This is a genomic window from Paenibacillus sp. FSL R7-0302 (genome assembly GCF_038006885.1).
GTDB lineage: Bacteria > Bacillota > Bacilli > Paenibacillales > Paenibacillaceae > Paenibacillus_AQ.
This window is the reverse complement of record NZ_JBBOWB010000002.1, coordinates 616,019-642,889: the sequence shown is the minus strand read 5'-3', so window position 1 is coordinate 642,889 and position 26,871 is coordinate 616,019. Positions and strand designations below refer to the sequence as shown.

Sequence of the window (26,871 nt, the reverse complement as noted above, 5' to 3'; positions counted from 1 at the left end):
TATCGATGAGACGGGAGAATGGTTGTGGAGATCTTAACGGCTTGGCAGGACTGGGAGCAGTGGGCAGAGGCAGATGAGGCCTGGAGCGTCCTTCCCCTGATCCTGAGGAAACGGCAGGACAACCAAGGCTTGCCCCGCAGCTGGAAGCAGGCCTGGGAACAGGCTTCCCCCTATTCGGTTGTCCTGGAGAGCGGCAAGGGCGGGCGCTACACCTATCTGGGCCTGAGCCCTGTCTCGATCATCGAAGGCCGGGGAGCCGTTGCGGAGAGCTATACTCCCGGAGCCAAGGCTTCGGGGCATATAGAGTCTGCCGTAACGGAAGGCCAGCCGCTGCAAGTGCTGCAGGCATGGATGAGGGAATATACGTCTCCCCGCCTGCCGCTTGACGGTCTGCCGCCGTTCACCGGCGGCTGTATCGGATTTCTTGGCTATGATGTGGCCCGTTCCCTGGAGAAGCTGCCGTCGCTTGCCAGGAACAACCCTGAGTTTCCGGATTATCTGTTCATGAGACTGGAAGAAGTGTGGATCTACGATGAGCAGGAGCAGCAGCTCTACTGTGCAGTTCATATCTCTGTGCCGGATACTGTATCCGGTAACCTGGATGGGCTAAGGAGTCTGTATGAGGCTGCTGTACACCGTGCGGAGCGCATGCTGGAGCAGTGGAGCCTTCTCTACGCACCGGCAGAGCCGGAAGAAGCAGCCGCTGCAAGGTACGCCGGGCTTACACGCAGGGTGGAGAGCGAGGCCGAGATCACCGGCGAGTGGCCCGGTATGAGCTCGGATTTCTCAGCCGCACCCTTCCAGCAGGCTGTGCTGAAGGTCCAGGAATACATCCGTGCCGGAGATGTATTCCAAGTGAACCTCTCGCTGCGCCAGCAGGCGCAGCTCAAGTCTACACCCGAGGAAGTCTACGAATGGCTCCGTAGACTCAACCCGTCCCCGTACATGGGGCTGCTCCGCACGCCCGGCTTCGCGCTCTCCAGCGCATCGCCGGAGCTGCTCGTCAAGCTGCACGGGGACAAGGTCAGCGCCCGCCCCATTGCCGGCACCCGGCGGCGGGGCCATACTCCCGCGGAGGACGCCGCCATGGAGGCGGAGCTGCGCGGGAGCGAGAAGGAGATCGCCGAGCATATTATGCTTGTCGATCTGGAGCGCAGCGACATCGGCCGTGTCGCCGCCTACGGAACGGTCAGCGTGCCGGAGCTGCTGACCGTAGAGCGATACTCGCATGTCATGCATCTCGTCTCGCAGGTCGAGGGGATCATCGCACCCGGCAGGGATGCGTACGATGTCATCGCCGCCTTGTTCCCCGGCGGCACCATCACGGGCGCGCCCAAGGTGCGCACCATGGAGATCATCGAAGAGCTGGAGCCGGTCCGCCGGGGGCCATATACTGGATCTATGGGCTGGATTGACTATAACGGCAATATGGAATTAAATATAATCATACGTACGCTCGCAGTGAAGGACGGAATCGGCTACATTCAGACAGGTGCGGGAATTGTGATCGATTCAGACCCTTACCGTGAGTACCGGGAATGCCACAACAAAGCCAAAGCGGTAGTAAAAGCCATTCTCTGCAGTGAACGCGAGCAGGAAGAGCGGGCTGCCCTCGGCGCCGAAGGAGGAAGCACAATATGATCTTGGTCATCGATAATTATGATTCCTTTACCTATAACCTGGTGCAGTATCTGGGTGAGCTGGGGGAAGAAGTTAAGGTAGCGCGCAACGATGAGATCAGCATTGAGGAGATAGAAGCATTAGCCCCGGATCATATTCTGATCTCCCCGGGACCCTGCACACCGAATGAGGCAGGCATCAGCCTTGCGCTGCTGCAGCATTTCAAGGGCATCATCCCCATATTCGGCGTATGTCTCGGACACCAGGCGATCGGACAGGCTTTTGGCGGTAATGTCATCCGTGCAGAACGCCTTATGCATGGCAAAACCTCGCCCATCCATCATAACGGTACCTCCGTATTTGAGGGGCTGGAGTCTCCTTTCACAGCGACACGCTATCATTCACTGATCGTGGAACGTGAGAGTCTGCCGGATTGCCTGGAGATTACCGCCGAGACCGCTGAAGGCGAGATTATGGCCTTGCGGCATAAGGAATACCCGATTGAAGGGGTACAGTTCCATCCCGAGTCGATCATTACGAACCACGGTCATACTATGCTGCGTAATTTCCTGAAACGGAGAGCCGGAGAACCGGCATGAAATATATAGGACTTAACAACAAAGCAGTCGACGCCAAAGACGCCGTGGTCTCCGCTCTGGATCACGGCTTTTTGTACGGCATGGGTCTGTTCGAGACCTTCCGCACCTATGGGGGGCAGCCGTTCCTGCTGGATCGTCATCTGAACAGAATGGCAGCGGGTTGCCGTCAGCTGGGCATTCCCTTCGAGCCGGATGTGCAGGGGCTGCGGGAATGGATTCAGCTTGTAATGGACAGGAATGAGCTTAGTGAGGCGTATATCCGCTACACCGTTACGGCGGGTGAGGATATTCTGGGTCTGCCATCCGCAGCCTATAAGCAGCCTAATCAGCTGCTCTATATCAAAGCCCTGCCGGTCACGCCAACCAGCCTTTATACGGAAGGCAAAGAACTTCAGCTCCTGAACCACAGACGCAATACCCCGGAGGGCCCGGTAAGACTCAAATCGCTGCACTATATGAACAACATTCTGGCAAAACGTGAATTGGCCGGTTATCCGTCCGCAGAGCGAGGAGCCGAGGGACTGATGCTGACCGCACAGGGCGAGCTTGCCGAAGGGATTGTGAGCAATATTTTTTTCATCTCCAATAAGCGGCTCTATACCCCCGATGCCGACACCGGGATTCTTCCGGGAATTACCCGGGAAATGGTGCTTGAGCTGGCAGCGTCCAGCCTTCAGCCTGAGCAGGGCTTTTACCGCTGGGAGCAGCTTGAAGCTGCAGATGAAATCTTCCTCACCAATTCCGTGCAGGAGATCGTACCGGTGAGCACCTTGTGGAATGGGGACCGGAGGGTAACCATAGGCAGCGGGCGCTGTGGAGAGCGGACGGCTGCACTTATGAGGCTGTACAGAGAAAGGACGGATATGCTGATATGAAGCCGATGATCTATGAGCGGACTTACCGCTGCGGAAGCAGCGAGCTGAAATTGGGCAAGCGCACGCTGATTATGGGCATACTCAATGTGACGCCGGACTCCTTTTCGGATGGGGGCCTGTGGACAGAGCGGGATAGAGCGGTAGAGCATGCGTTGCAAATGGCGGCAGAGGGTGCCGATATTATCGATATAGGCGGAGAATCCACGCGTCCGGGTCACCAGCCGGTGAGTGCTGAGGAAGAATTGGCCCGTGTACTTCCTGTCATTGAGCGCATCCATCAGGCCGCCCCGCATCTCCCCCTCTCTATAGACACCTACAAGGCGGAAGTCGCCCGCCAGGCGATTCAGGCCGGTGCGCATATCATCAATGATGTATGGGGAGCCAAGGCCGATCCGCAGATGGCGGCAGTTGCTGCGCAGGCAGACTGTCCGATCATTCTGATGCATAACCGCCATGACCGAGATTATAACGATTTGATCAGCGATATGACGGATGACCTGAGCGCGAGCATTCACCTGGTGCTGGCAGCGGGAGTGAAGCCGGAGAATATTATTTTGGACCCGGGAATCGGCTTCGCCAAGGACTATGCAGAGAATCTTCAGGTCATGACCGGCCTCGGCGCACTGACGAAGCTGGGATATCCGGTGCTGCTGGCCACTTCGCGCAAAAAATTCATTCGTACCGCCCTAGGTCTGCCCGCAGATGATGTCCTGGAGGGGACCGCAGCTACTGTCGCCTTCGGGATTGCCCAGGGCTGTCAGCTTGTGCGGGTTCATGATATTGCGGCAATAAAACGTACAGTAGAGATGTGTGACGCCATGTTATATGCAGGGTCACCTGTGTTCTGCGTATAGACTATATTCTTCAAGAGAAGGCAGGTACCCTTAATGGATAAAATGAAGCTGCACCGCATGGAGTACTACGGTTACCACGGAGTGTTCGAAGAGGAGCGGAAGCTCGGACAACGTTATTATATCGACCTTGAGCTGGAGCTTGATTTGCAGGGAGCAGGGCTCAGCGATGATCTGGAGCAGACTGTGAATTATGCTGAAGTTCATGTTTTGGTCAAAAAAATTGTCGAAACCCAGTCCTTCAAGCTGATAGAAGCTTTGGCGGAACATATTGCATCCGGGTTACTGGACACTTATACTGTTATCAATGCAGTAACGGTCCAGGTGACCAAGCCGCATCCTCCTTTTGATATTCATTTCCAGGGAGTCACTGTAGAATTGCGCCGGACGAGAAAGTGAGACAGACTGATGAACATACCTTCCACCTCTGAGGCATCAGAGGCTTATATTGCTTTAGGGGCTAACCTGGGTGACCGTCAAGGCACCTTGAGAGAAGCCCTGCACCGGCTGGAGCATCACGACAAGATTGAAGTTGTGCGCACCTCCCGGGTCTACGAGACGGAGCCTGTCGGATATCTCGATCAGCCTCAGTTTCTTAACATGGCGGCTGTTCTGCGCACCACACTGGCACCGGAGGAGCTGCTTCATGTGATGCTGGACACAGAGACCCAGTTAGGCCGGGTCCGGGATGTGCGGTATGGACCGAGAACGGTAGATTTGGATTTGCTGTGGGTAGAGGGGCTGACCCTGGACACGCCGGATCTGACGCTGCCTCATCCGAGGATGCTGGAGCGGGCGTTTGTCCTTCTGCCGCTCAGCGATATCTTATCGCAGAACGAAGAGTCTTCCGGATTCCGCAGATTAATTACAACAGCGCTGCAAGACATAGACGGAAAGGCAGGAATTCGCCTGTGGACAACAAACGTATGGGAATGCGGGTCAGAGCGTTCCGGAAGCTGAAGGGCTACACGCAGCAGGAACTGGCGGATTCTGTCGGAATATCACTTGCTGTGCTTGGCGCAGTGGAGCGGGGCAACAGACGTTTGGAAGATCAAATTTTAAATAAAATTGCGGATTTTCTGGAAGTGACAGTAGAGGAATTGGCCCATCCGGCACCATAAGACCGGGCTGAACGTTACAAATTGAGGTAGGGAAGTGATTGGGCCATGCTGAAGATTGGTGATATTGAATTGAAGAATCAGGTCGTGCTGGCGCCTATGGCTGGCGTATGTAACCCGGCATTTCGTCTGATTGCCAAGGAATTCGGGACTGGCCTGGTCTGTGCGGAGATGGTTAGCGGCAAGGCGATTGTACATGGCAACCAGCGTACGCGTGAGATGCTGTTTGTTGATGAGCGTGAGAAACCGCTGAGCCTGCAGATTTTTGGCGGGGACCGGGAATCACTGGTGGATGCGGCGAGAATTGTCGATAAAGAAACGAATGCCGATATCATCGACATCAATATGGGCTGCCCGGTGCCGAAGGTGACGAAGTGCGATGCCGGAGCACGCTGGCTGCTGAATCCGGACAAAATCTATGAGATGGTATCCGCAGTAGTGGAGGCCGTGGACAAACCGGTCACCGTGAAGATGCGGATCGGCTGGGACAGCGAGCATATCTTCGTTGAAGAGAATGCGCGTGCGGTGGAACGGGCCGGCGGAGCGGCGGTCAGCGTACACGGGCGGACCCGCGAGCAGCTCTATACCGGACGCGCCGACTGGAACTATATCCGTATGGCTAAAGAGGCAGTATCGATTCCGGTGATCGGCAACGGTGATGTGAATACGCCGGAGGATGCGCGGGCGATGCTGGATCAGACCGGCTGTGACGGTGTAATGATCGGGCGGGGTGCACTGGGCAACCCGTGGATGCTGTACCGGACGATTCAGTATCTGGATACCGGTGTTCTGATGCCTGAGCCTGGCGCTGAAGAGAAGATTAAGGTAGCCATTCTTCATATGGACCGCCTGATTGCTCTTAAGGGTGAAGCGGTGGCTGTCCGCGAGATGCGCAAGCATCTGGCCTGGTACTTGAAGGGCTTTAAGGCGGCGGCCCGCGTGAAGGACGTTATTATGGAAGAAACCAAACGTGACGAGATGGTGCGGATTTTGAATGATTTTGTCGGTCAGCTTAAGCAGGATGAGGAGCAGAACAGCGCGGATAGCGAGCTTTTTGCCGTATGAGCCTCACATATTCCTGGGATTAAGCCCCGTTCCTGTGTGCTTTATTGATTATTGCTAAACATTATATGGGGCGTCATTGACATTTTGTAGCGGTTCCAATATAATTTCACAGTATAAAATCGCCGTTACAGCAGGAGCAATGGTGAAGGAGGGTTCTGATCCCTCCGGATTCGCATATAGTATGGTGTTTTCAATAAATGTATACGACAGGAGAATCGGTTAAGATGAGCGATAAAGAAGTCATCCTTACACCGGACGGACTTAAGCGTCTGGAAGAAGAACTGGAGTTCCTCAAATCCGTTAAACGCCGCGAAGTAGCGGAACGTATCAAAGTGGCCATCGGCTACGGAGATATCAGTGAGAACTCGGAATATGAAGACGCGAAGAATGAACAGGCCTTCATTGAAGGACGGGTTCTTACTTTGGAGAAGATGCTCCGCAATGCCCGTATTATTAATAGCGATGAGATCGTGACAGATGTGGTAAGCATCGGAGTAACGGTGAACGTTGAAGATATGGAGTATGGCGACATTATGGAATACACCATCGTGGGTACTGCCGAATCCGATCCGCTGAACAACAAAATTTCCAATGAGAGCCCTGTAGGCAGAGCGATCATCGGCAAGAAGATTGGTACGATTGTGGATGTTAGTGTCCCTGCAGGCGTCATTCAATATAAAATTCTTGATATCAAAATGAAGTAAGACGGTTCCGAAAGCTTCCTTAGGGAAGCTTTTTTCAAAGTTACAGCCAGCCGTAAAATATGGGTGAACACATACAGCTTATATTTTGTAACGGAACGGACTGTCCGCAAGATCGGGGCGGAGCCGTTTCTTCTTTTGTATAGTGAGTAAGAGAGGATGAAGAACATGACGGAAGAAATCAACAACGTCGAAGCTACAGAGAATGAATTAAGTGAATTGCTGCAGATCCGCCGGGGCAAGCTGGACGAGCTCCGCGCACTCGGGATCGATCCGTTTGGCAAGAAATATGAGCGTACCGCTGCTGCTGGCGATCTTCTGGCCAAATACGACGGGCTAACCAAGGAAGAGCTGGACGAGCTGGCGCTGGAGGTTAGTGTGGCCGGACGCATTATGGCGAAACGGGTCATGGGCAAGGCAAGCTTTTCTCACATCCAGGACCTTAGCGGCAAAATCCAGATCTATGTGCGCCAGGACAGTATCCCTGAGTCGCAATATGCAGCCTTCACGATCCTTGATCTTGGCGATATCGTCGGTATCCGGGGAAACCTGTTCAAGACAAAGACCGGCGAAACCTCTATTAAAGTGGATAACCTTGAGGTGCTGTCCAAGTCCCTGCTTCCGCTTCCCGAGAAGTATCATGGTCTGAAGGATGTAGAGCTCCGCTATCGTCAGCGTTATGTGGACCTGATCATTAACCCTGAGGTACAGCAGACCTTCATCATGCGTTCACGGATTATCCAGTCGATGCGCCGTTATCTGGACTCGCTGGGCTATTTAGAGGTGGAGACTCCGACCCTGCATGCCATCGCTGGCGGAGCAGCGGCCCGTCCGTTTATTACCCACCACAACACGCTGGATATGCAGCTGTATATGCGGATTGCCATCGAATTGCACCTGAAGCGCCTAATCGTCGGCGGTCTGGAGAAAGTCTATGAGATTGGCCGTGTATACCGTAATGAGGGTATTTCAACACGCCATAATCCGGAATTCACAATGATCGAGCTGTATGAAGCGTATGCGGATTACAAGGACATTATGCATCTGACAGAGAGCCTGATCGCTCATATTGCCAGCGAGGTGCTGGGGTCCCAGGTAATTAATTATCAAGGACAGGAAGTGGATCTGTCTCCAGGCTGGCGCCGCGTTACTATGGTGGATGCTGTTAAGGAAGTAACCGGAGTAGACTTCGGTGTTCAGATGACGGATGAAGAAGCACAGGCTCTGGCTAAGGAACACCGGGTACCGGTAGAGAAGCATATGACCTTTGGGCATATTCTGAATGCGTTCTTCGAGCAGTTTGTGGAAGAGACGCTGATTCAGCCGACATTCGTAATGGGACATCCTGTAGAGATCTCACCGCTTGCCAAAAAGAATGAAGAGGACCCGCGCTTCACCGACCGGTTCGAGCTGTTCATTGTAGCCCGCGAGCATGCCAATGCGTTCAGCGAGCTGAATGATCCGATTGACCAGCGTCAGCGCTTCGAAGCACAGATTCACGAGAAAGAGCAGGGCAATGATGAAGCCCATGAGATGGATGATGATTTCATCCGTGCTCTGGAGTACGGCATGCCGCCAACAGGCGGACTGGGTATCGGTGTAGACCGTCTGATCATGCTGCTGACCAATTCAGCATCTATCCGTGACGTGCTGCTGTTCCCTCATATGCGTAATAAAGACTGAGGATTTCTCTGATTCCAGACCCGGGTAACCAAGGGAACTGCTCAGGCAGTTCTCTTGGCATCGGGGATTGAATACTCTGGTCAAAGGATTCAGAAAAAATACTTGCAATGAATCTCTATCCGTGATATATTCTATTTCTGGACGCGAAACATCAACGCCGAGCTCGAACAAGAAGTTAAAAAAAGAGCTTGCATTGATCGGCTGGATGTGATATATTATAAGAGTTGCTGGTGACGATAACATCGCCGCTAACAACGAGCTTGATCTTTGAAAACTGAACAACGAGTGAGTATCTGGAGATCACTTCGGTGAGATCCAAAATGAGAGAATGTAAATTCTCGTCAGATGTTTCAAAATGAGCAATCGCTCTTTCTAAATACCAATTTGGAGAGTTTGATCCTGGCTCAGGACGAACGCTGGCGGCGTGCCTAATACATGCAAGTCGAGCGGAGTTTGAGAGGAAGCTTGCTTCCTTTCAGACTTAGCGGCGGACGGGTGAGTAACACGTAGGCAACCTGCCCTCAAGCCTGGGATAACTACCGGAAACGGTAGCTAATACCGGATAATTTCTTTTTTCTCCTGAGGAGAGAATGAAAGGCGGAGCAATCTGCTGCTTGGGGATGGGCCTGCGGCGCATTAGCTAGTTGGTGGGGTAACGGCCCACCAAGGCGACGATGCGTAGCCGACCTGAGAGGGTGAACGGCCACACTGGGACTGAGACACGGCCCAGACTCCTACGGGAGGCAGCAGTAGGGAATCTTCCGCAATGGGCGCAAGCCTGACGGAGCAACGCCGCGTGAGTGATGAAGGTTTTCGGATCGTAAAGCTCTGTTGCCAGGGAAGAACGTCCGGTAGAGTAACTGCTACCGGAGTGACGGTACCTGAGAAGAAAGCCCCGGCTAACTACGTGCCAGCAGCCGCGGTAATACGTAGGGGGCAAGCGTTGTCCGGAATTATTGGGCGTAAAGCGCGCGCAGGCGGTTATTTAAGTCTGGTGTTTAAACCTTGGGCTCAACCTGAGGTCGCACTGGAAACTGGGTGACTTGAGTACAGAAGAGGAAAGTGGAATTCCACGTGTAGCGGTGAAATGCGTAGATATGTGGAGGAACACCAGTGGCGAAGGCGACTTTCTGGGCTGTAACTGACGCTGAGGCGCGAAAGCGTGGGGAGCAAACAGGATTAGATACCCTGGTAGTCCACGCCGTAAACGATGAGTGCTAGGTGTTAGGGGTTTCGATACCCTTGGTGCCGAAGTTAACACAGTAAGCACTCCGCCTGGGGAGTACGGTCGCAAGACTGAAACTCAAAGGAATTGACGGGGACCCGCACAAGCAGTGGAGTATGTGGTTTAATTCGAAGCAACGCGAAGAACCTTACCAGGTCTTGACATCCAACTAACGAAGCAGAGATGCATCAGGTGCCCTTCGGGGAAAGTTGAGACAGGTGGTGCATGGTTGTCGTCAGCTCGTGTCGTGAGATGTTGGGTTAAGTCCCGCAACGAGCGCAACCCTTGACTTTAGTTGCCAGCAGGTAAAGCTGGGCACTCTAGAGTGACTGCCGGTGACAAACCGGAGGAAGGTGGGGATGACGTCAAATCATCATGCCCCTTATGACCTGGGCTACACACGTACTACAATGGCCGGTACAACGGGAAGCGAAGCCGCGAGGTGGAGCCAATCCCAGCAAAGCCGGTCTCAGTTCGGATTGCAGGCTGCAACTCGCCTGCATGAAGTCGGAATTGCTAGTAATCGCGGATCAGCATGCCGCGGTGAATACGTTCCCGGGTCTTGTACACACCGCCCGTCACACCACGAGAGTTTACAACACCCGAAGTCGGTGGGGTAACCCGCAAGGGAGCCAGCCGCCGAAGGTGGGGTAGATGATTGGGGTGAAGTCGTAACAAGGTAGCCGTATCGGAAGGTGCGGCTGGATCACCTCCTTTCTATGGAGAATCGTCTTCTGCAATGAAGACATTCAAATCTTAAATCTAGCCGGTCGGCTAGTTACTCACTCGTTGGTCAGTTTTGAGAGTTTAAGCTCTCAACTTGATCCTTGAAAACTGGATACCGAAACGAATTTGCGTTTTAGAACATTCCTTTAAGCTGAACTTGTGTAAACAAGTTTTGAATGAATGGCGATGCTAAGCGGTTTTCCTTAGGGAAAACGCATTGGTTAAGCTACTAAGAGCACACGGAGGATGCCTAGGCGCCAGGAGCCGACGAAGGACGTGGCGAACAACGAAACTGCCTCGGGGAGCTGTAAGCAAGCTTTGATCCGGGGGTGTCCGAATGGGGAAACCCAGCTGTGGTAATTCGCAGTTACTCGTATCTGAATACATAGGATACGCAGAGGCAGACCAGGGGAACTGAAACATCTAAGTACCCTGAGGAAGAGAAAACAATAGTGATTCCGTCAGTAGCGGCGAGCGAACGCGGAACAGCCTAAACCAAGAGGCTTGCCTCTTGGGGTTGTGGGACGTCTCACATGGAGTTACAAAGGAATAGAGTAGGTGAAGAGGTCTGGAAAGGCCCGCGATAGAGGTAAAAGCCCTGTAGCCCAAACTGTGTTCTCTCCGAGACGGATCCCGAGTAGTGCGGGGCACGTGAAACCCCGTATGAATCCAGCAGGACCATCTGCTAAGGCTAAATACTACCTGGCGACCGATAGTGAAACAGTACCGTGAGGGAAAGGTGAAAAGCACCCCGGAAGGGGAGTGAAATAGAACCTGAAACCGTGTGCTTACAAAAAGTCAGAGCCCTCTTTATGGGTGATGGCGTGCCTTTTGTAGAATGAACCGGCGAGTTACGTTTAACATGCAAGGTTAAGGTGAGAAGCCGGAGCCGCAGCGAAAGCGAGTCTGAATAGGGCGACTGAGTATGTGGACGTAGACCCGAAACCGTGTGATCTACCCCTGTCCAGGGTGAAGGTGCGGTAACACGCACTGGAGGCCCGAACCCACGCATGTTGAAAAATGCGGGGATGAGGTGGGGGTAGCGGAGAAATTCCAATCGAACTCGGAGATAGCTGGTTCTCCCCGAAATAGCTTTAGGGCTAGCCTCGGTGAATGGAGTGGTGGAGGTAGAGCACTGATTGGGTGCGGGGCCCGCAAGGGTTACCAAGCTCAGTCAAACTCCGAATGCCATTTACTTCTTGCCGGGAGTCAGACAGTGAGTGCTAAGATCCATTGTCAAAAGGGAAACAGCCCAGACCATCAGCTAAGGTCCCCAAGTGTGTGTTAAGTGGGAAAGGATGTGGAGTTGCACAGACAACCAGGATGTTGGCTTAGAAGCAGCCACCATTGAAAGAGTGCGTAATAGCTCACTGGTCGAGTGACTCTGCGCCGAAAATGTAACGGGGCTAAACACACCACCGAAGCTATGGCTAGATACTTTGTATCTGGGGTAGGGGAGCGTTGTGTAGGGGTTGAAGGTGTACCGTAAGGAGCGCTGGACACTACACAAGTGAGAATGCCGGTATGAGTAACGAAAAGATCAGTGAGAATCTGATCCGCCGAAAGCCCAAGGTTTCCTGAGGAAGGCTCGTCCGCTCAGGGTAAGTCGGGACCTAAGGCGAGGCCGACAGGCGTAGTCGAAGGACAACAGTTTGAAATTACTGTACCACCGTAATCCGCTATGAGCGATGGGGTGACGCAGGAGGGTAGTGACGCGGACTGATGGATGTCCGTCTAAGCAGTGAGGCTGGTGTGTAGGCAAATCCGCACATCGTAAGGCTGGGCTGTGATGGGGAGCGAAAATTATAGTAGCGAAGGTCATGATCTCACACTGCCAAGAAAAGCCTCTAGTCAGGAGAAGGTGCCCGTACCGCAAACCGACACAGGTAGGCGAGAAGAGAATTCTAAGGCGCGCGGAAGAACTCTCGTTAAGGAACTCGGCAAAATGACCCCGTAACTTCGGGAGAAGGGGTGCCTCGGTAGGGTGAATAGCCCGAGGGGGCCGCAGTGAAAAGGCCCAAGCGACTGTTTAGCAAAAACACAGGTCTGTGCGAAGCCGCAAGGCGAAGTATACGGGCTGACGCCTGCCCGGTGCTGGAAGGTTAAGGGGAGCGGTTAGGGGTAACCCGAAGCTGTGAACCGAAGCCCCAGTAAACGGCGGCCGTAACTATAACGGTCCTAAGGTAGCGAAATTCCTTGTCAGGTAAATTCTGACCCGCACGAATGGCGTAACGACTTGGGCGCTGTCTCAACGAGAGATCCGGTGAAATTTTAATACCTGTGAAGATGCAGGTTACCCGCGACAAGACGGAAAGACCCCATGGAGCTTTACTGCAGCTTGATATTGAATTTGGGTACGATCTGTACAGGATAGGTGGGAGCCGGTGAGGCAGGAGCGCAAGCTTCTGCGGAGGCGCCGTTGGGATACCACCCTGATCGTATCTAGGTTCTAACCTAGTGCCCTTAGCGGGTACGGGGACCGTGTCAGGCGGGCAGTTTGACTGGGGCGGTCGCCTCCTAAAGAGTAACGGAGGCGTTCAAAGGTTCCCTCAGAATGGTTGGAAATCATTCGCAGAGTGCAAAGGCATAAGGGAGCTTGACTGCGAGACCTACAAGTCGAGCAGGGACGAAAGTCGGACTTAGTGATCCGGTGGTACCGCATGGAAGGGCCATCGCTCAACGGATAAAAGCTACCCTGGGGATAACAGGCTTATCTCCCCCAAGAGTCCACATCGACGGGGAGGTTTGGCACCTCGATGTCGGCTCATCGCATCCTGGGGCTGAAGTAGGTCCCAAGGGTTGGGCTGTTCGCCCATTAAAGCGGTACGCGAGCTGGGTTCAGAACGTCGTGAGACAGTTCGGTCCCTATCTGTCGTGGGCGCAGGAAATTTGAGAGGAGCTGTCCTTAGTACGAGAGGACCGGGATGGACGTACCGCTGGTGCATCAGTTGTTCCGCCAGGAGCATGGCTGAGTAGCTACGTACGGACGGGATAAGCGCTGAAAGCATCTAAGCGTGAAGCCCCCCTCAAGATGAGATTTCCCAATTAGTAAGACCCCTTGAAGACGACGAGGTAGATAGGTTGGAGGTGGAAGTGCAGCAATGCATGGAGCTGACCAATACTAATCGGTCGAGGGCTTATCCAAACACACTAATACACAAATTCGTTTCGGATTCAGTTTTCAGGCGATCAAGCCTGGTACACCTTAAGCTGCAGGTCCTTTCTGGGGACGGATATTTTCTCGCAGCGATTTCGAGAAGCGGAAGCTTCGAAAAATCATGTTTGGTGGCGATAGCGGAGGGGTTCCACACGTACCCATCCCGAACACGACCGTTAAGCCCTCCAGCGCCGATGGTACTTGGACCGAAGGGTCCTGGGAGAGTAGGACGTTGCCAAGCACACAAGACCACTGTTGATTCTCAGACAGTGGTCTTTTTGTATATCCGGGGATGCCGCCGAAATTTGTTCTATTGTCCACTGGAGACGGACTTTAGTCCAAGAATTCGCTTACCGGAGGGCGGATTGCCTAATCCCTTCACAGAGCGGTGTAATATTCTTGACAGGCCAAATGCCCTTTGCTAAGATGGACAATAATATATTTTTGGACAAGCCTCTCAAACCTTAACAGAAGACACAATTATGTATAACTCCCAGGCCTCTACCGCTGTCTATCGGGTATGGACTTGACGCAGGAGTTTCTTTATTCATAAGTTGGCGGGCGGGTAGAGAAAAGAATTTAGAGGAGGAATGACCCAGGTGTGGGAAGATAAGTTTGGTAAAGAGGGATTCACTTTTGATGATGTGCTGCTGGTTCCGCGTAAATCCGAGGTATTGCCTAAGGAAGTGGACTTAACCACTGTACTCAGCAAGAATGTGAAGCTGAATATCCCTTTGATGAGTGCAGGTATGGACACAGTCACAGAAGCCGCTATGGCGATTGCTATCGCCCGTGAGGGCGGGATCGGCATCATTCATAAGAATATGTCCGTGGAGCAGCAGGCAGAAGAGGTAGACCGTGTGAAGCGCTCGGAGAGCGGGGTTATTACCAATCCATTCTCACTTACGCCCGACCACTGGGTATCCGATGCTGAAGTTCTGATGGGCAAATACCGCATTTCGGGTGTGCCTATCGTAGATGAAGAGGGCAAGCTTGTCGGTATTCTTACGAACCGCGACTTGCGTTTCATCCATGATTTCAATATTCAGATCAAAGAAGTGATGACTCATGAGAATCTCGTTACAGCTGCTGTAGGAACCACTCTTCAGGAAGCGAAAGGCATTCTGCAGCGCCACAAGATTGAGAAGCTGCCGCTGGTAGACGAGCATAATATTCTCAAAGGTCTCATTACTATTAAAGATATAGAGAAAGCTATCCAGTTCCCCAACGGTGCCAAGGATGCTCATGGACGTCTGCTGGTTGGAGCGGCAATCGGGATCTCCAAGGACACGCTGGAACGGACGGAAGCACTGGTAAAAGCCGGTGTGGACCTGATTACCGTGGATTCCGCACATGGCCATCACATCAATATTATCGATGCAGTGCGTAAGCTGCGCGAGACTTATCCTGACCTAACCATCGTAGCCGGTAATGTGGCTACAGGCGAAGCTACCCGCGAATTGATTGAAGCAGGAGCCTCGGTAATCAAGGTGGGTATTGGTCCTGGCTCTATCTGTACTACCCGCGTAATTGCCGGTATAGGCGTTCCGCAGGTTACCGCGATCTACGATTGTGCGACAGTAGCCCGTGAATACGGCATTCCGGTGATTGCAGACGGAGGAATTAAGTACTCCGGAGAGATTACCAAGGCCATCGCTGCCGGTGCTGCTGCAGTCATGATGGGAAGCCTGTTCGCCGGTACGGAAGAGAGCCCGGGAGAGTCGGAAATCTACCAGGGACGTAAATACAAGGTATACCGCGGCATGGGCAGCATGAGCGCCATGAAGCAGGGCAGTAAAGACCGTTATTTCCAGGATGATGATAAGAAGCTGGTGCCGGAAGGCATTGAGGGCCGAGTCGCTTTTAAAGGGCCATTGTCTGACACGGTTCACCAATTGATCGGCGGACTGCGCTCCGGTATGGGCTATTGCGGAACGAAGACATTAGAAGAGCTGCGCAATGATACCTCGTTCATCCGTATCACTGGGGCAGGCCTGCGTGAGAGTCATCCCCATGATGTCCAGATCACCAAGGAAGCCCCGAACTATTCTCTATAAACCGGAGAGAATCACTTATTTTGCCGACAGACGGGACGAATTCGTCCTGTCTGTCTTTTTTTGCAGATACCCCTGTGTTAGAATAGAACAAGCACTGATCTGAGGATTAAAGGAGAGTAGTAATCATTGAAGTACAAGCGGAAACTTAGCAGTAAACAAATTGTGATTAAGACAGTGGCAGCAGGTCTGCTTCTAAATATGCTAGCATTTCCTGCGGCTTCTGCGATGGCAGAGGCAGTAAATAAACCGGCTACAACCGAGGCGGGAACCAAAGCAGCAGCTACCCCTGCCAAAACGGCAGCAGCGAAGATTCCAAGCGTGGAATCTCTGGGACTGAATGTGAAATCTGCAGTGCTGATTGAGCCTACTACAGGGGAGGTTCTGCTCTCACTTAATGCAGACCAGGCGATGCCTCCGGCGAGTATGACGAAGATGATGACAGAATATCTTGTAACCGAAGCTGTAAATAGCGGCAAGATCTCCTGGGACCAGAAAGTCATTGTCCAAGAGAATGCGTCCAAGCAGATTGGTTCACGGATTTTTCTGGCTGCGGGTGATGAACATACAGTTAAAGAACTCTACATAGCGATGGCGGTAGGCTCAGCTAATGATGCTACGGTTGCCTTGGCTGAACTGGTAGCCGGTTCAGAGCAGCAGTTCGTCACTATGATGAATGAAACGGCGAAGAAGATGGGGATGAAGACGGCCCATTTCATTAATCCGACCGGGCTTGACCGTAAGGACATGCCTGCCAAATTCCGCCCGGAGGGTGAAGGCGAAACAGTAATGTCTGCGATGGATGCGGCGATTCTGGCCAAATATATTGTCACCGATCATCCGGAGTTTACAGATTTTACGACAATTCAGTCGTATAAATTCCGCGAGCGTGATTCGAAGCCGATGATTAACTACAACTGGATGCTGGAAGCCAACAAGAATATCCCCAATTTCAAGGCATACGCTTATCCGGGCCTGGACGGACTGAAGACAGGACATACCACTAACGCCGGTAATTGCTTTACGGGTACTGCGGTGCGTGACGGCATGCGTCTAATCAGCGTAGTTATGGGAGCGGACTCTGAGGCCCACCGTTTCACTGAAACGAAGAAGGTGCTGGATTTTGGCTTCAATAATTTCGAGATTAAGCAGGTAGTTGCACCTAAGGCCGTGATTGAGGGAACTGAAACCGTGCCTGTGCTGAAGGGCAAGAATAAAGAAGTGCCCGTGGTTACCGAAGCCGGAGTAACGTTCATGGTTCCTAAGGGTACTGTATCGCCGCAGATCAAGACCACTGTGGTCACGAATGATCCGGCTACGCTGGTCGCACCGATTGCCGGAGCCAGCAAGGTAGGTAAGGTCACGTATTCCTATAAGATTGAAGGAATGAATCAGACGCAAGAGAAGACGGTGAACCTGATTACTGCCGAGGAAGCAGAGAAGGCGGGCTGGTTCAAGCTGCTGCTGAGAGCTATCGGTGATTTTTTCGGTGATCTGTTCAAAGGAATTAAAAATCTGTTCTAACCTTAACAGGTGCACAGGTACTAGCTTCACGGCAAAATCCCAGTAAATAGGTTGTATATATTACAGCCTTACGGTAGAATTAAATGTTAGATTAGGTTAGATCTAACGGGAGGCGTAGATATGGAAACAGGAACTTCGCGAGTCAAAAGAGGCATGGCAGAAATGCAAAAAGGCGGCGTCATTATGGACGTCATGAATGCAGAGCAGGCGAAAATTGCCGAGGCCGCAGGCGCAGTAGCCGTAATGGCCCTGGAGCGTGTACCTTCCGATATCCGCGCAGCGGGTGGTGTCGCACGTATGGCTGATCCTACTATTGTAGAAGAGGTTATCAAGGTAGTGAGTATCCCTGTAATGGCCAAAGCGCGGATCGGTCACTATGTGGAAGCCAAGGTTCTTGAATCTCTGGGTGTAGACTATCTCGATGAGAGCGAAGTACTAACTCCTGCCGATGAAGTGTTCCATATCAACAAACGCGAATTCACGGTTCCTTTTGTATGCGGAGCCAAGGATCTGGGGGAAGCGCTGCGCCGGATTAGCGAAGGAGCCTCCATGATCCGCACCAAGGGTGAGCCGGGTACCGGCAACATCGTGGAGGCTGTCCGCCATATGCGCCATATCAACAGCCAGATCCGTAAGGTGACCGGCCTCTCGCTTGATGAGCTATATCATGAAGCGAAGACGCTGGGTGTTCCGTATGAGCTGCTGCTGGAGGTTCACGAGCTGGGCAAGCTGCCTGTCGTTAACTTCGCTGCCGGTGGTGTAGCTACGCCTTCCGATGCCGCGCTCATGATGCATCTGGGTGCTGATGGGGTGTTTGTCGGCTCCGGGATTTTCAAATCGGACAATCCTGAGAAGTTCGCCCGTGCCATCGTCGAAGCAACAACCCACTTCACGGACTACAAGCTGATTGCTGAAGTATCCAAGAATCTGGGCGCTCCGATGAAGGGGATTGATATCGCCACATTGTCCCCGGCTGAACGCATGTCGGAACGCGGCCGATAATAGAGAGAAGGCTTCCGGATGAGAATTGGAGTGTTAGCGCTTCAAGGCGCTGTTACAGAGCATATTATCAGTATTGAGAAGACTGGCGCACAGGGCCTGCCTATTAAGCGTATAGAGGAGCTAGACGGGGTAGATGGTCTGATCATTCCCGGCGGTGAGAGTACGACGATTGGCAAATTGATGCGCAAATACGGCTTTATTGAGGCTGTTCGTGAGTTCGCGGTTCAAGACAAGCCTATTTTCGGCACATGCGCCGGTATGATCGTGCTGGCGAAGCGGATTGCCGGAGACGAAGCCGGTCATCTGGAGCTGATGGATATTACCGTGGCCAGGAATGCCTTTGGCCGCCAGCGGGAAAGCTTTGAATGTGATCTGGAGGTTAAGGGGATTGCTGAGCCTGTGCGGGCGGTATTTATCCGCGCTCCGCTTATTGAAGAGGTGGGTCCTGATGTTGAGGTGCTTACGCTCTATAAGGATGAGATTGTAACCGCGCGCCAGGGTAATCTGCTGGCCTGCTCGTTTCACCCGGAATTGACTGATGATTACAGGCTGCATCAATATTTTGCCGGCATGGTAGAGGACAGTATGGCAGCCAATCTATAGAACCGCATATAAGGACACTTTGACTCTTTCAAAGCTGCAAACAAAACAGCATTTTGAAAGAGTTTGGGCTGTTTTCAGGAGGGAAACTTTGTGTTAGATGTTAAAGTATTGCGTAGCGATTATGCAAGAGTAGAAGAGGCACTGAATAAAAGAGGAAAGTCGCTGGATTTGATTGCCGGCTTCCCGGCGCTGGATCAGCGCCGCCGTGAGCTGCTTCAGGAAACGGAAGGGCTCAAGAACCGCCGGAACACTGTATCCGGAGACGTAGCCAAGAAGAAGAAGAACGGGGAACCGGCTGATGATCTGATCGCAGAAATGCGCACGGTATCTGACCGGATTAAGGAATTGGATGACGAGGTGCGTGAGCTTGAGGTCAAGATTGACGAGCTGACGATGAGCATCCCAAATATTCCGCATGAATCGGTGCCGGTAGGTACCTCTGAGGCAGACAATGTCGAAGTGCGCCGCTGGTCAGAGCCTACAGAGCTTGGTTTCACTCCGAAATCCCACTGGGAGCTGGCGCAGCAGCTGGATATCATTGATTTTGAGGCAGCGGCGAAGGTTACGGGTTCCCGGTTTGTCTTCTATAAAGGACTAGGTGCCAGACTGGAACGTGCCCTGATCAATTTCATGATGGACCTGCACAGCGGGGAGCATAACTATGAAGAGATGCTGCCGCCTTATATTGTTAATAAGGACAGCCTCTATGGAACGGGACAGCTGCCCAAATTCGAAGAGGATCTGTTCAAGCTGCGGGATACAGAGTATTATCTGATTCCTACGGCGGAAGTGCCTGTGACGAACTATTACCGTGAAGAGATTATGACGGCTGGCGATCTGCCGAAGTATCATGTGGCCTATAGCTCTTGCTTCCGCTCGGAAGCCGGTTCTGCCGGACGCGATACCCGTGGTCTGATCCGTCAGCATCAGTTCAACAAGGTGGAACTGGTGAAGCTGGCCAGCCCGGAGAGCTCCTATGAGGAGCTGGAGAAGATGACAGCCGATGCTGAGCGCGTCCTGCAGCTTCTGGGACTGCCCTACCGCGTCCTGCTGCTCTGTACGGCAGATATGGGCTTCACCTCTGCCAAGACGTATGACCTTGAGGTGTGGCTGCCTGAGAGCGGCATGTACCGCGAGATCTCCTCATGCTCCAACACTGAGGACTTCCAGGCGCGCCGGGCCAATATCCGTTACCGCAAGGAGCCGAAGGCGAAGCCTGAATTCGTGCATACGCTGAATGGCTCTGCCCTGGCTGTAGGACGTACGGTAGCAGCTATTCTGGAGAATTACCAGCAGGAGGACGGAAGTGTGCTGATTCCGGAATGCCTGCAGCCGTATATGCGTAATGTGAAATCCATTTCCGCCAAAACAGCTCAATAATAATAGTTGCATATTATTTGTGGGGCGTGGTATAATTCCTAATGCATGTGAAATTTCGATGCATTGGAGAGGTACCGAAGCGGTCATAACGGGGCGGTCTTGAAAACCGTTAGGGTGCAAGCCCACATGGGTTCGAATCCCATCCTCTCCGCCATTCCTTTACATCTAAATAAGTGCAGATAGAAGCCGTTCTCTCAGGAGGGCGGTTTTTTTGTTTGAAATATAAGAATTTATATGTCTCACGCTATAAATTATCCTTCTATTTCTCGCCGAAACGGTACCGTCCTTGTAAAGGACGGCAATGCCGTTTCCACTTGCTAAGGCCTCTTTTTCACAGAAGCTGTTTAAGCGGGAATAAAAAGCCGGCTTTCTCCGCAATGTATTAGAGAAGGAGGCTGATAATAAAGATGGACCGACAATTGCAAGTAGATCAGCAGAGTCTGGTGTCTGCCTGGCAGGAGCGGCTGCCGGAACTGATGGACAATGGGGACAGCTTCAGTGTGCAGGGGGATGCGGCGAACCAGAACAGTCTGCTCATCCATTTCAATGCAGCGGGACGGCAGGGGTATTCTCTGGATTTCCGCTGCACCTATGTGGATAGCCGCGAGGTTGCAGTAGATTTGCTTGACGCCGAACAGGCCGGGGTACACGCGGATGAGCAGTTAGATGCTGTTCAGCTGTTGGCGCAGCAGTATACGAGACAGATTCATGAGTGCGCACAGGCCCTTCAGGGCTTAACTAATCCATAGGAGGTAATCGAAGTGAGCAAACCCAAGAGCATGCCTGTACCCGGCGTACAGCAGGATAATCAGGAGCCCCGCAAGGAGCATCATTCATCGGGTCCTGAGCCGTTGTCCGGGTCTAAAAAGGTGAAACAGGCCAACCATGTGGACCACAATAATCCTCAGGGCTGATAGGCTAATGGAACGAAATTACTGAGAAATGTTTCTCATAATTGCCAAATGGTTTATCATTAGGGAGGGGAAAAAGTTTTTTACATGGGAGAGGAGAAAAATAATGAACAAAAAGTGGGGGTTATCCGCTGCCGCGTTACTATTAACTGCTGCAGTAATTCTGCCGGGATGTGCAAAGAAAGAGGAGCCGAAGGAGGCTCTGACTTCAGCTGCAGCCAAAGCTACAGCTATGACATCTTACGAAATGAAGACCAAATTAGTTATTAATGATCTGTCGATAGACACAGGCACCAATGAAGCGGATGCTTCAACGGGACAGATGCTCAGCATGCTTAAGAACGCCGAGCTTACCATCGATGGAGTCTACCAGGCAGAGCCAATGCAGACAGAAATGACAACCGTTCTGAATCTGAAGGGGGACATGGCCATGTCCTTCACGGTTCCAATGGTAATGACCGGACAGAAGCTGTATGTCAAAGTACCTTCAATTCCGTTCCTGCCGATTCCTGAGACGATCGTGAACAAATTCGTAGAGCTGGATCTGAAGCAGCTGGCGGAAGAGCAGGGTGCTGAATTCAATCCTGCACAGATGGATGCACAGAAGGTGCAGAAGCTGTCGAATGAAGTGATGAATACCTTGCTGGGTGAATATGATGAAGCCAAGTACTTCAATAATATCAAACCGAAGGATGCCGGCCTGCCTGAAGGCGTAGAAGCCAAGCAGGTAGTTCAGTTCCAGGTTACCAACGATAACGTCAAAGAGGCACTCACCATTCTGGTGAACAACGCTATGCCTAAGATTATTGATATTCTGGGCAAAGAAGAATACAAGGATCTGCTGCAGATTGAGCCTGCCAAGCTGGCCGAAGCCAAGGAACAGCTTCAATCCAGTGAAGCCCGTGCAGAGTTCGACAAGAGCCTGGCTGATCTGAACAAGTATCTCACTATTAACCAGTTCCATCTGAATACCGCAGTCAACAAAGATGATTATCCGGTATATCAGGATATGCTCATGAACATCAAGGTTAATGATCCTGACAAGGGTGAGAATGTTACCTTATCTATGAATGCAAGCAACCAATACAGCAAGATCAATGAGAAGCAGACCTTCAAGATCGGCATTCCGCAAGGCGATGATGTCATCACTCTGGAAGAGCTGCAGCAGCAGTTCGGAAGCACAGGTACGGGTACTTATTAATACCATAGTTCCGCAAGCCAAAAACCCGTATGAGCAAATTGCGCTCATACGGGTTTTTGTGTGGACATATGAAGTTTAAGGGGATTCCTGTCCCTCTGGCAGGAACTCCTCAGCCAGAATGGCGTAGGTACGGTGATCCTGCCATTCGCCGTTGATCCGGATGAAACGGCGCGCGAGTCCTTCGGCCTGGAAGCCGTTCTTTTCCAGCACTCTGCGTGAACCGGTATTATGAGGCAGGATGGCAGCCTGTACCCGGTGAAGGCCCAGAGAGCGGAAGGCATACCCGAGGATCAGGTGTACGGCGGCACTGGTATAGCCTTGCCCCTGCTGCTCATGATCGATCATATAGCCGATATCGCAGAATTGTCCGACTCCCCGCACTACATTGGAGATCGTAATCTGGCCGATCAGCTCGCCGCTGAGCAGATAAATCCCGAACATATACGCGCTGTCCTGCTGCGCATCCAGGATACGCTGGTTAATCAGCTGCCGCTGGCTCTCCAGGGTGAAGTAGTCTTCACTGCGCAGGGGTTCGAATTGCTGGTGGGCGATGCGGTTACGCAGACGGAGGCATAGCAGCTCCTCAGCATCCGTAAGCTCCAGCAGCGAGAGATAGATCCCCTGTGCGTTGTTATACAGCTTGTAGGACATCTGGCATTCTCCTTATGAGCATAATAAGTGTTGATGGGCGTTCAGAGCTTCGCAGGCCGCTTCCGCAGCTTGCGGAAGAAGGAGGTTAGCAGCTCCGCGCATTCCTCCTGCAGCACGCCCTGGATGACCTCTGTACGGTGATTAAAGCGAGATTCCTCCAGCAGGTTCATCAAGGTTCCTGCACAGCCGGCCTTGGGGTCTGGAGTGCCATACACGGTGAGCGGCACCCTGGACTGTACCATCGCTCCTGCACACATAGGACAAGGCTCCAGAGTAACATAGAGCTGGCAATCGAGCAAACGCCAGGAGCCCAGGGCTGTACTGGCTTCCCGGATCGCTACCATCTCCGCATGGGCAGTGGAGTCAAGTGTCGTCTCACGCAGATTATATCCGCGGCCTATAATTTGGCCTTCGTGGACGACCACGGCACCAATCGGCACTTCGCCCAAGGCCTCGGCCTTGCGGGCTTCTCCTATCGCTTCTGTCATCCAATGTTCATGAATGGCCCGCTCCTCCGCCGGCAGTTCTTCAAGCCTGGTATTCAAATGCATCTTCCCTTCTTCTATGCCCATTGTACAACGAACAAATATTCGTTCTTAACAAATTGTGGACAACTCTGTGGATAACGACCGACTTATACACAAAATTGTGCACATCGCGATTTGGCAAAATGTTTATATGTGCATAACCTGTGGATGGTTTCTTACCTATTGTAGAGAAACTGCCCCGATAATTCAATATCTGCCAGCACCCGGCTGTGGGGAAAGGCCTTTTCAAATGGGAGGGCAAAAGGTATGATTATGTTGAATGCCCGCTAGGATTTACCAGCGGATAAGAGGTGAACAATACGCTTGTCCATAAAAACGAAATTATCAGCGATTATATTTGGCTCGGTGCTCCTAATCTTGATGCTTAATCTTACACTCAATCTGTATGCTGCCCGGAATAATCTGCGTAATGAGAGTGTAAGCAACATGAAGATCACTGCGAAGCAGGTTGCCGTATCGGTGGAGCAGAGCGGCTACAGCTCGAATTACGTGCAGGATAAAATTGCCCAGAACCTGCGCTTGACCGCCATTCTGGCGTCCTATGAGCTGGACCCGGATATCAGGAATATTACCAATCAACAATTGAAGGCGCTATCCACCAAGCTGGGGGTGTCGAATATCTCGCTGCTGGTGAAGACTGCGGATGATATTATCGTAGCCAAATCTTCAGATCCTGCAGAGATTGGACTTTCGACCAGAGGCATGGGTTTTTGGTATGTGGCTTTTCTGGAGCTGTTTGCAGGCCAGCGGGTATCTGTCGATCAGGGGCAGTCCCTGGAGAATTTTTGGTCCGGGCCGTTTGAATATTCAACCTCCAATCCGGAGTATATTGATAAATGGGGCTATTATTATGACGGGGCCCGCAATTATATCATAGATCCGTTCGTCCGGAGCACAGCGGTAAGCGATTATGTCAAAATTATGAGTCCCGATGAGATCATCCAGGAATCCAAAGCTGTAAATCCCGGAATTCTGGAGATTACGGGAATCAATCCGAAGACCTTCGGGGCCTCAAGCATGCTGCCTGACGGTGCAGATCCCAAGAACACGAAGCTGCGGAACCGCCCTATTCAGTACGGTACTTATTCCTACGGCAATATTGCAGAGGACAAGGCGGCAATCCGTGAAGCATTGAACAAGGGCGAGCCGGTAACGCTGGATACGAAGGCATTGGGTAAAAGAGTGCTCAAAAGCTTCATTCCGATTGAGCGGCCGGGAGCCGCAGATTATGTGATCAGTGTAGTCATGGACTATCAGGCGATCTCCTCAGTCATCCGCGAGCAGCTGTTCAATAATATCACCACCTCGGTGCTGCTGCTTATTATCTTTCTTCTGGCCAGTTATGTGCTGGCCGGTGTAGTTACACGTCCGATTCAGGATATACTGGCTAAGGTCAATGATGTGGCCAAGGGCAAGTTCGAGCCCCCGCTTAATGTATCCAGCCGCGATGAGCTTGGACAGCTGGCCCAGCGCATCAATGCGATGACCTCACATCTGCTGCAGCACACGAACCGGCTGGGGCAGACACTGGAGGAGAACCGTGCGGTTAAGGAGCATCTGGAGTCGGTCATTAACGGCACTTCGGATGCCATCCACACGGTGGATATGGAGGGGCGGATCATCAGTACGAACAGAGCGTTCGAGGATCTCTATGGATGGGGCGCTGCGGATGCTCTGGTCAAGCCGCCTTATCTGGTTCCGGCCACTGTGCAGGAGCAGGAGAGTATACGATTGCAACAGCTTAAGGATGGGGTATCTCTGCCGCCTGTGGAGACCGTCAGGCTGAAGCGTGACGGCTCCCTGGTAGAGGTCAGCGTCAGCAGCTCGGTTATCCGGGATGAAGAGGGCCAGCCGCAGTCGGTTGTCCATGTATCCCGTGACATGACCGAGCGGAACCGGATCGAGGAGCTGCTCAGACGCTCGGAGAAGCTGACTACAGTCGGCCAGCTTGCCGCAGGCGTTGCCCATGAGATCCGTAATCCCTTGACCACCCTGCGGGGCTTCCTGCAGCTTCAGCAGGAGAAGAAGGTTCTCGTTCCGCTGCATATTGATCTGATGCTCTCGGAGCTGGACCGGATCAATATGATTGTCAGTGAGTTCCTGATTCTGGCGAAGCCGCAGGCTGTTCATTTCCAGCAAAGGGATCTGCGGCATATTGTCGGCGATGTCATCTCCCTGCTGGACAGTCAGGCCCACCTGTTCGGCATTGAATTCACAACGCATTTCTCGGGATTACCCGCCATGGTGCACTGTGAGGAGAATCAGCTGAAGCAGGTATTTATCAATGTAATCAAAAATGCGATCGAAGCGATGCCGGACGGGGGGACGATTACCGTGGAGCAGCAGGAGCAGGATGATTCTGTGGTTGTTGTGATCACGGATGAGGGCGGAGGCGTCCCTGAGGATATGCTGCCCAAGCTGGGAGAGCCGTTCTTTACGAACAAAGAGTCCGGAACCGGTCTCGGCTTGATGGTCAGCCAGCGGATTATTCAAGCCCATAAGGGCAGCCTGGAGATAAGAAGCGAGTATGGCCGGGGGGCACAGGTAATTATCAAGCTGCCTGAAGCGAAGGAGCCAGTGCCACCGGCCGTTATGAATATAGAACGGAGTGAAGACGAACATGAGAATCAATAAATTCATCAGTGAGACAGGCTATTGTTCACGCCGTGAAGCAGACAAGCTGGTCGAGGGAGGGCGGGTCACCATCAACGGTGAGCCTGCTATGCTGGGCAGCCAAGCCGAGGCCGGGGACATTGTACTGATTGACGGCCAGCCGCTTCAGACGGGCAGCAGGATCGTGTATATTGCGCTTCATAAGCCGGTTGGCATTACCTCTACTACAGAAGCGCATATTCAAGGCAATATTGTCGATTTCATAGGGCATGAGGAGCGGATATTCCCGATCGGGCGGCTCGACAAGGATTCAGAGGGATTGATTCTGCTGACCAATGACGGTGACATTGTTAACAAAATATTACGCGCAGAAGGCAAGCATGAGAAGGAATATGTGGTCACAGTAGATCGACCCGTCACGCCTTCTTTTCTGACCGGTATGTCAACCGGCGTGAAAATTCTGGGCAGCAAGACACTTCCCTGTGAAATTACGCGTATTAGTGAGCGGGTATTCCGTATCGTGCTGACTGAGGGCAAGAACCGGCAAATTCGCCGCATGTGCAGCGCCTTCGGTTATGAAGTCCGGCGGCTGCAGCGCATCCGGGTCATGAATATCCGACTTGGCGCACTGAAGACCGGAGAATGGCGGGAGCTGTCCCAGGAAGAGAAGCAAGAGCTGGGGGCTATGCTGAACTATCAGCTGCAATAAGCTTATAATGCCCATACCTATAATAAGAGCTGCTCCGATAGACCCTGGTAGGGCC

General features: G+C 52.4%; 22 protein-coding genes, 1 tRNA gene and 3 rRNA genes. 24 read left to right on the top strand and 2 right to left on the bottom strand.

What is annotated here, in order from left to right:
* Window positions 1–18 precede the first annotated feature (18 nt).
* From MKY96_RS28510 to MKY96_RS28405, 22 genes are all read left to right on the top strand, one after another.
* The gene (locus MKY96_RS28510) at window positions 19–1,641 is read left to right on the top strand and encodes an anthranilate synthase component I family protein (protein ID WP_339252704.1); all 1,623 of its coding nucleotides are present in this window, start codon (window positions 19–21) and stop codon (window positions 1,639–1,641) included.
* Window positions 1,638–2,219: an aminodeoxychorismate/anthranilate synthase component II gene (pabA, locus tag MKY96_RS28505; RefSeq protein ID WP_076082822.1), complete on the top strand. Its 582-nt coding sequence runs from the start codon at window positions 1,638–1,640 to the stop codon at window positions 2,217–2,219. The genes MKY96_RS28510 and pabA overlap by 4 nt, the downstream gene beginning before the upstream one ends.
* Window positions 2,216–3,094: an aminotransferase class IV gene (locus tag MKY96_RS28500; protein ID WP_340945723.1), complete on the top strand. Its 879-nt coding sequence runs from the start codon at window positions 2,216–2,218 to the stop codon at window positions 3,092–3,094. Before pabA ends, MKY96_RS28500 begins: the two co-directional genes overlap by 4 nt.
* A complete protein-coding gene (folP, locus tag MKY96_RS28495) occupies window positions 3,091–3,948 on the top strand; it encodes a dihydropteroate synthase (RefSeq protein ID WP_340945720.1) in 858 nt (285 codons plus the stop codon). The genes MKY96_RS28500 and folP overlap by 4 nt, the downstream gene beginning before the upstream one ends.
* Before the next feature lie 33 nt (window positions 3,949–3,981).
* Window positions 3,982–4,344: a dihydroneopterin aldolase gene (gene folB / locus MKY96_RS28490; protein WP_076082833.1), complete on the top strand. Its 363-nt coding sequence runs from the start codon at window positions 3,982–3,984 to the stop codon at window positions 4,342–4,344.
* A 9-nt stretch (window positions 4,345–4,353) separates the two neighbouring features.
* Complete coding sequence (gene folK, locus MKY96_RS28485; RefSeq protein ID WP_340945718.1) at window positions 4,354–4,905, top strand: 2-amino-4-hydroxy-6-hydroxymethyldihydropteridine diphosphokinase; 552 nt, start codon at window positions 4,354–4,356, stop codon at window positions 4,903–4,905.
* Window positions 4,878–5,066 carry a helix-turn-helix domain-containing protein gene (locus tag MKY96_RS28480; RefSeq protein ID WP_445253456.1) on the top strand — a complete coding sequence of 63 codons (189 nt, stop codon included), beginning with the start codon at window positions 4,878–4,880 and terminating at the stop codon, window positions 5,064–5,066. The genes folK and MKY96_RS28480 overlap by 28 nt, the downstream gene beginning before the upstream one ends.
* A gap of 45 nt (window positions 5,067–5,111) precedes the next feature.
* Window positions 5,112–6,128 (top strand): tRNA dihydrouridine synthase DusB, encoded by a 1,017-nt coding sequence (gene dusB / locus MKY96_RS28475; protein WP_036723910.1) that lies wholly within the window; start codon window positions 5,112–5,114, stop codon window positions 6,126–6,128.
* Between the two features lie 224 nt (window positions 6,129–6,352).
* On the top strand, window positions 6,353–6,832 hold the full coding sequence (gene greA / locus MKY96_RS28470; RefSeq protein WP_036696487.1) for a transcription elongation factor GreA: 480 nt from the start codon (window positions 6,353–6,355) through the stop codon (window positions 6,830–6,832).
* A 165-nt stretch (window positions 6,833–6,997) separates the two neighbouring features.
* Window positions 6,998–8,512, top strand: coding sequence for a lysine--tRNA ligase (gene lysS / locus MKY96_RS28465; RefSeq protein WP_340945716.1), 1,515 nt, complete (start codon window positions 6,998–7,000; stop codon window positions 8,510–8,512).
* A gap of 381 nt (window positions 8,513–8,893) precedes the next feature.
* Window positions 8,894–10,454, top strand: a 16S ribosomal RNA gene (locus tag MKY96_RS28460).
* 228 nt (window positions 10,455–10,682) lie between these two features.
* Window positions 10,683–13,608, top strand: a 23S ribosomal RNA gene (locus MKY96_RS28455).
* Between the two features lie 136 nt (window positions 13,609–13,744).
* Window positions 13,745–13,861 (top strand): 5S ribosomal RNA (gene rrf / locus MKY96_RS28450).
* The 16S, 23S and 5S rRNA genes sit together here, the layout of an rRNA operon.
* Before the next feature lie 358 nt (window positions 13,862–14,219).
* Window positions 14,220–15,677, top strand: a complete 1,458-nt coding sequence (gene guaB / locus MKY96_RS28445; RefSeq protein WP_076084859.1) for an IMP dehydrogenase — start codon at window positions 14,220–14,222, stop codon at window positions 15,675–15,677.
* 126 nt (window positions 15,678–15,803) lie between these two features.
* Complete coding sequence (locus MKY96_RS28440; RefSeq protein WP_340995203.1) at window positions 15,804–17,198, top strand: D-alanyl-D-alanine carboxypeptidase family protein; 1,395 nt, start codon at window positions 15,804–15,806, stop codon at window positions 17,196–17,198.
* A gap of 120 nt (window positions 17,199–17,318) precedes the next feature.
* Window positions 17,319–18,200: a pyridoxal 5'-phosphate synthase lyase subunit PdxS gene (gene pdxS, locus MKY96_RS28435; protein WP_340945713.1), complete on the top strand. Its 882-nt coding sequence runs from the start codon at window positions 17,319–17,321 to the stop codon at window positions 18,198–18,200.
* 18 nt (window positions 18,201–18,218) lie between these two features.
* Complete coding sequence (gene pdxT / locus MKY96_RS28430) at window positions 18,219–18,803, top strand: pyridoxal 5'-phosphate synthase glutaminase subunit PdxT (RefSeq protein WP_340945709.1); 585 nt, start codon at window positions 18,219–18,221, stop codon at window positions 18,801–18,803.
* Between the two features lie 90 nt (window positions 18,804–18,893).
* A complete protein-coding gene (gene serS / locus MKY96_RS28425) occupies window positions 18,894–20,183 on the top strand; it encodes a serine--tRNA ligase (RefSeq protein ID WP_340750422.1) in 1,290 nt (429 codons plus the stop codon).
* Between the two features lie 65 nt (window positions 20,184–20,248).
* Window positions 20,249–20,337, top strand: a tRNA-Ser gene (locus MKY96_RS28420).
* A 253-nt stretch (window positions 20,338–20,590) separates the two neighbouring features.
* Window positions 20,591–20,932 (top strand): hypothetical protein, encoded by a 342-nt coding sequence (locus MKY96_RS28415; RefSeq protein ID WP_036698930.1) that lies wholly within the window; start codon window positions 20,591–20,593, stop codon window positions 20,930–20,932.
* Window positions 20,933–20,944: 12 nt separating this feature from the next.
* A complete protein-coding gene (locus MKY96_RS28410; RefSeq protein WP_076084811.1) occupies window positions 20,945–21,097 on the top strand; it encodes a small acid-soluble spore protein P in 153 nt (50 codons plus the stop codon).
* 103 nt (window positions 21,098–21,200) lie between these two features.
* Window positions 21,201–22,295, top strand: a complete 1,095-nt coding sequence (locus tag MKY96_RS28405) for a DUF6612 family protein (protein ID WP_340945707.1) — start codon at window positions 21,201–21,203, stop codon at window positions 22,293–22,295.
* Between the two features lie 75 nt (window positions 22,296–22,370).
* Here MKY96_RS28405 and MKY96_RS28400 read toward each other — a convergent pair whose 3' ends face one another.
* Both MKY96_RS28400 and tadA read right to left on the bottom strand, forming a co-directional pair.
* Window positions 22,371–22,946, bottom strand: a complete 576-nt coding sequence (locus MKY96_RS28400) for a GNAT family N-acetyltransferase (protein WP_340945706.1) — start codon at window positions 22,944–22,946, stop codon at window positions 22,371–22,373.
* 41 nt (window positions 22,947–22,987) lie between these two features.
* Window positions 22,988–23,491 (bottom strand): tRNA adenosine(34) deaminase TadA, encoded by a 504-nt coding sequence (gene tadA, locus MKY96_RS28395; RefSeq protein WP_268748444.1) that lies wholly within the window; start codon window positions 23,489–23,491, stop codon window positions 22,988–22,990.
* A 429-nt stretch (window positions 23,492–23,920) separates the two neighbouring features.
* On the opposite strand from tadA, the gene MKY96_RS28390 reads away from it, so the two are divergent.
* Together MKY96_RS28390 and MKY96_RS28385 are read left to right on the top strand one after the other, a co-directional pair.
* A complete protein-coding gene (locus MKY96_RS28390; protein ID WP_340945704.1) occupies window positions 23,921–26,128 on the top strand; it encodes an ATP-binding protein in 2,208 nt (735 codons plus the stop codon).
* Entirely contained in the window at window positions 26,115–26,816 is a 702-nt protein-coding gene (locus tag MKY96_RS28385; protein ID WP_209879523.1) for a pseudouridine synthase, read from the top strand. Before MKY96_RS28390 ends, MKY96_RS28385 begins: the two co-directional genes overlap by 14 nt.
* The last annotated feature ends 55 nt before the right edge of the window (window positions 26,817–26,871 follow it).

Coding starts and splice junctions, on each gene's coding strand:
- MKY96_RS28510 (WP_339252704.1), top strand. CDS start 19: ATGGTTGTGGAGATCTTAACGGCTTGGCAGGACTGGGAGCAGTGGGCA.
- pabA (WP_076082822.1), top strand. CDS start 1,638: ATGATCTTGGTCATCGATAATTATGATTCCTTTACCTATAACCTGGTG.
- MKY96_RS28500 (WP_340945723.1), top strand. CDS start 2,216: ATGAAATATATAGGACTTAACAACAAAGCAGTCGACGCCAAAGACGCC.
- folP (WP_340945720.1), top strand. CDS start 3,091: ATGAAGCCGATGATCTATGAGCGGACTTACCGCTGCGGAAGCAGCGAG.
- folB (WP_076082833.1), top strand. CDS start 3,982: ATGGATAAAATGAAGCTGCACCGCATGGAGTACTACGGTTACCACGGA.
- folK (WP_340945718.1), top strand. CDS start 4,354: ATGAACATACCTTCCACCTCTGAGGCATCAGAGGCTTATATTGCTTTA.
- MKY96_RS28480 (WP_445253456.1), top strand. CDS start 4,878: ATGCGGGTCAGAGCGTTCCGGAAGCTGAAGGGCTACACGCAGCAGGAA.
- dusB (WP_036723910.1), top strand. CDS start 5,112: ATGCTGAAGATTGGTGATATTGAATTGAAGAATCAGGTCGTGCTGGCG.
- greA (WP_036696487.1), top strand. CDS start 6,353: ATGAGCGATAAAGAAGTCATCCTTACACCGGACGGACTTAAGCGTCTG.
- lysS (WP_340945716.1), top strand. CDS start 6,998: ATGACGGAAGAAATCAACAACGTCGAAGCTACAGAGAATGAATTAAGT.
- pdxS (WP_340945713.1), top strand. CDS start 17,319: ATGGAAACAGGAACTTCGCGAGTCAAAAGAGGCATGGCAGAAATGCAA.
- pdxT (WP_340945709.1), top strand. CDS start 18,219: ATGAGAATTGGAGTGTTAGCGCTTCAAGGCGCTGTTACAGAGCATATT.
- MKY96_RS28415 (WP_036698930.1), top strand. CDS start 20,591: ATGGACCGACAATTGCAAGTAGATCAGCAGAGTCTGGTGTCTGCCTGG.
- MKY96_RS28405 (WP_340945707.1), top strand. CDS start 21,201: ATGAACAAAAAGTGGGGGTTATCCGCTGCCGCGTTACTATTAACTGCT.
- MKY96_RS28400 (WP_340945706.1), bottom strand. CDS start 22,946: ATGTCCTACAAGCTGTATAACAACGCACAGGGGATCTATCTCTCGCTG.
- MKY96_RS28390 (WP_340945704.1), top strand. CDS start 23,921: ATGAAGATCACTGCGAAGCAGGTTGCCGTATCGGTGGAGCAGAGCGGC.
- MKY96_RS28385 (WP_209879523.1), top strand. CDS start 26,115: ATGAGAATCAATAAATTCATCAGTGAGACAGGCTATTGTTCACGCCGT.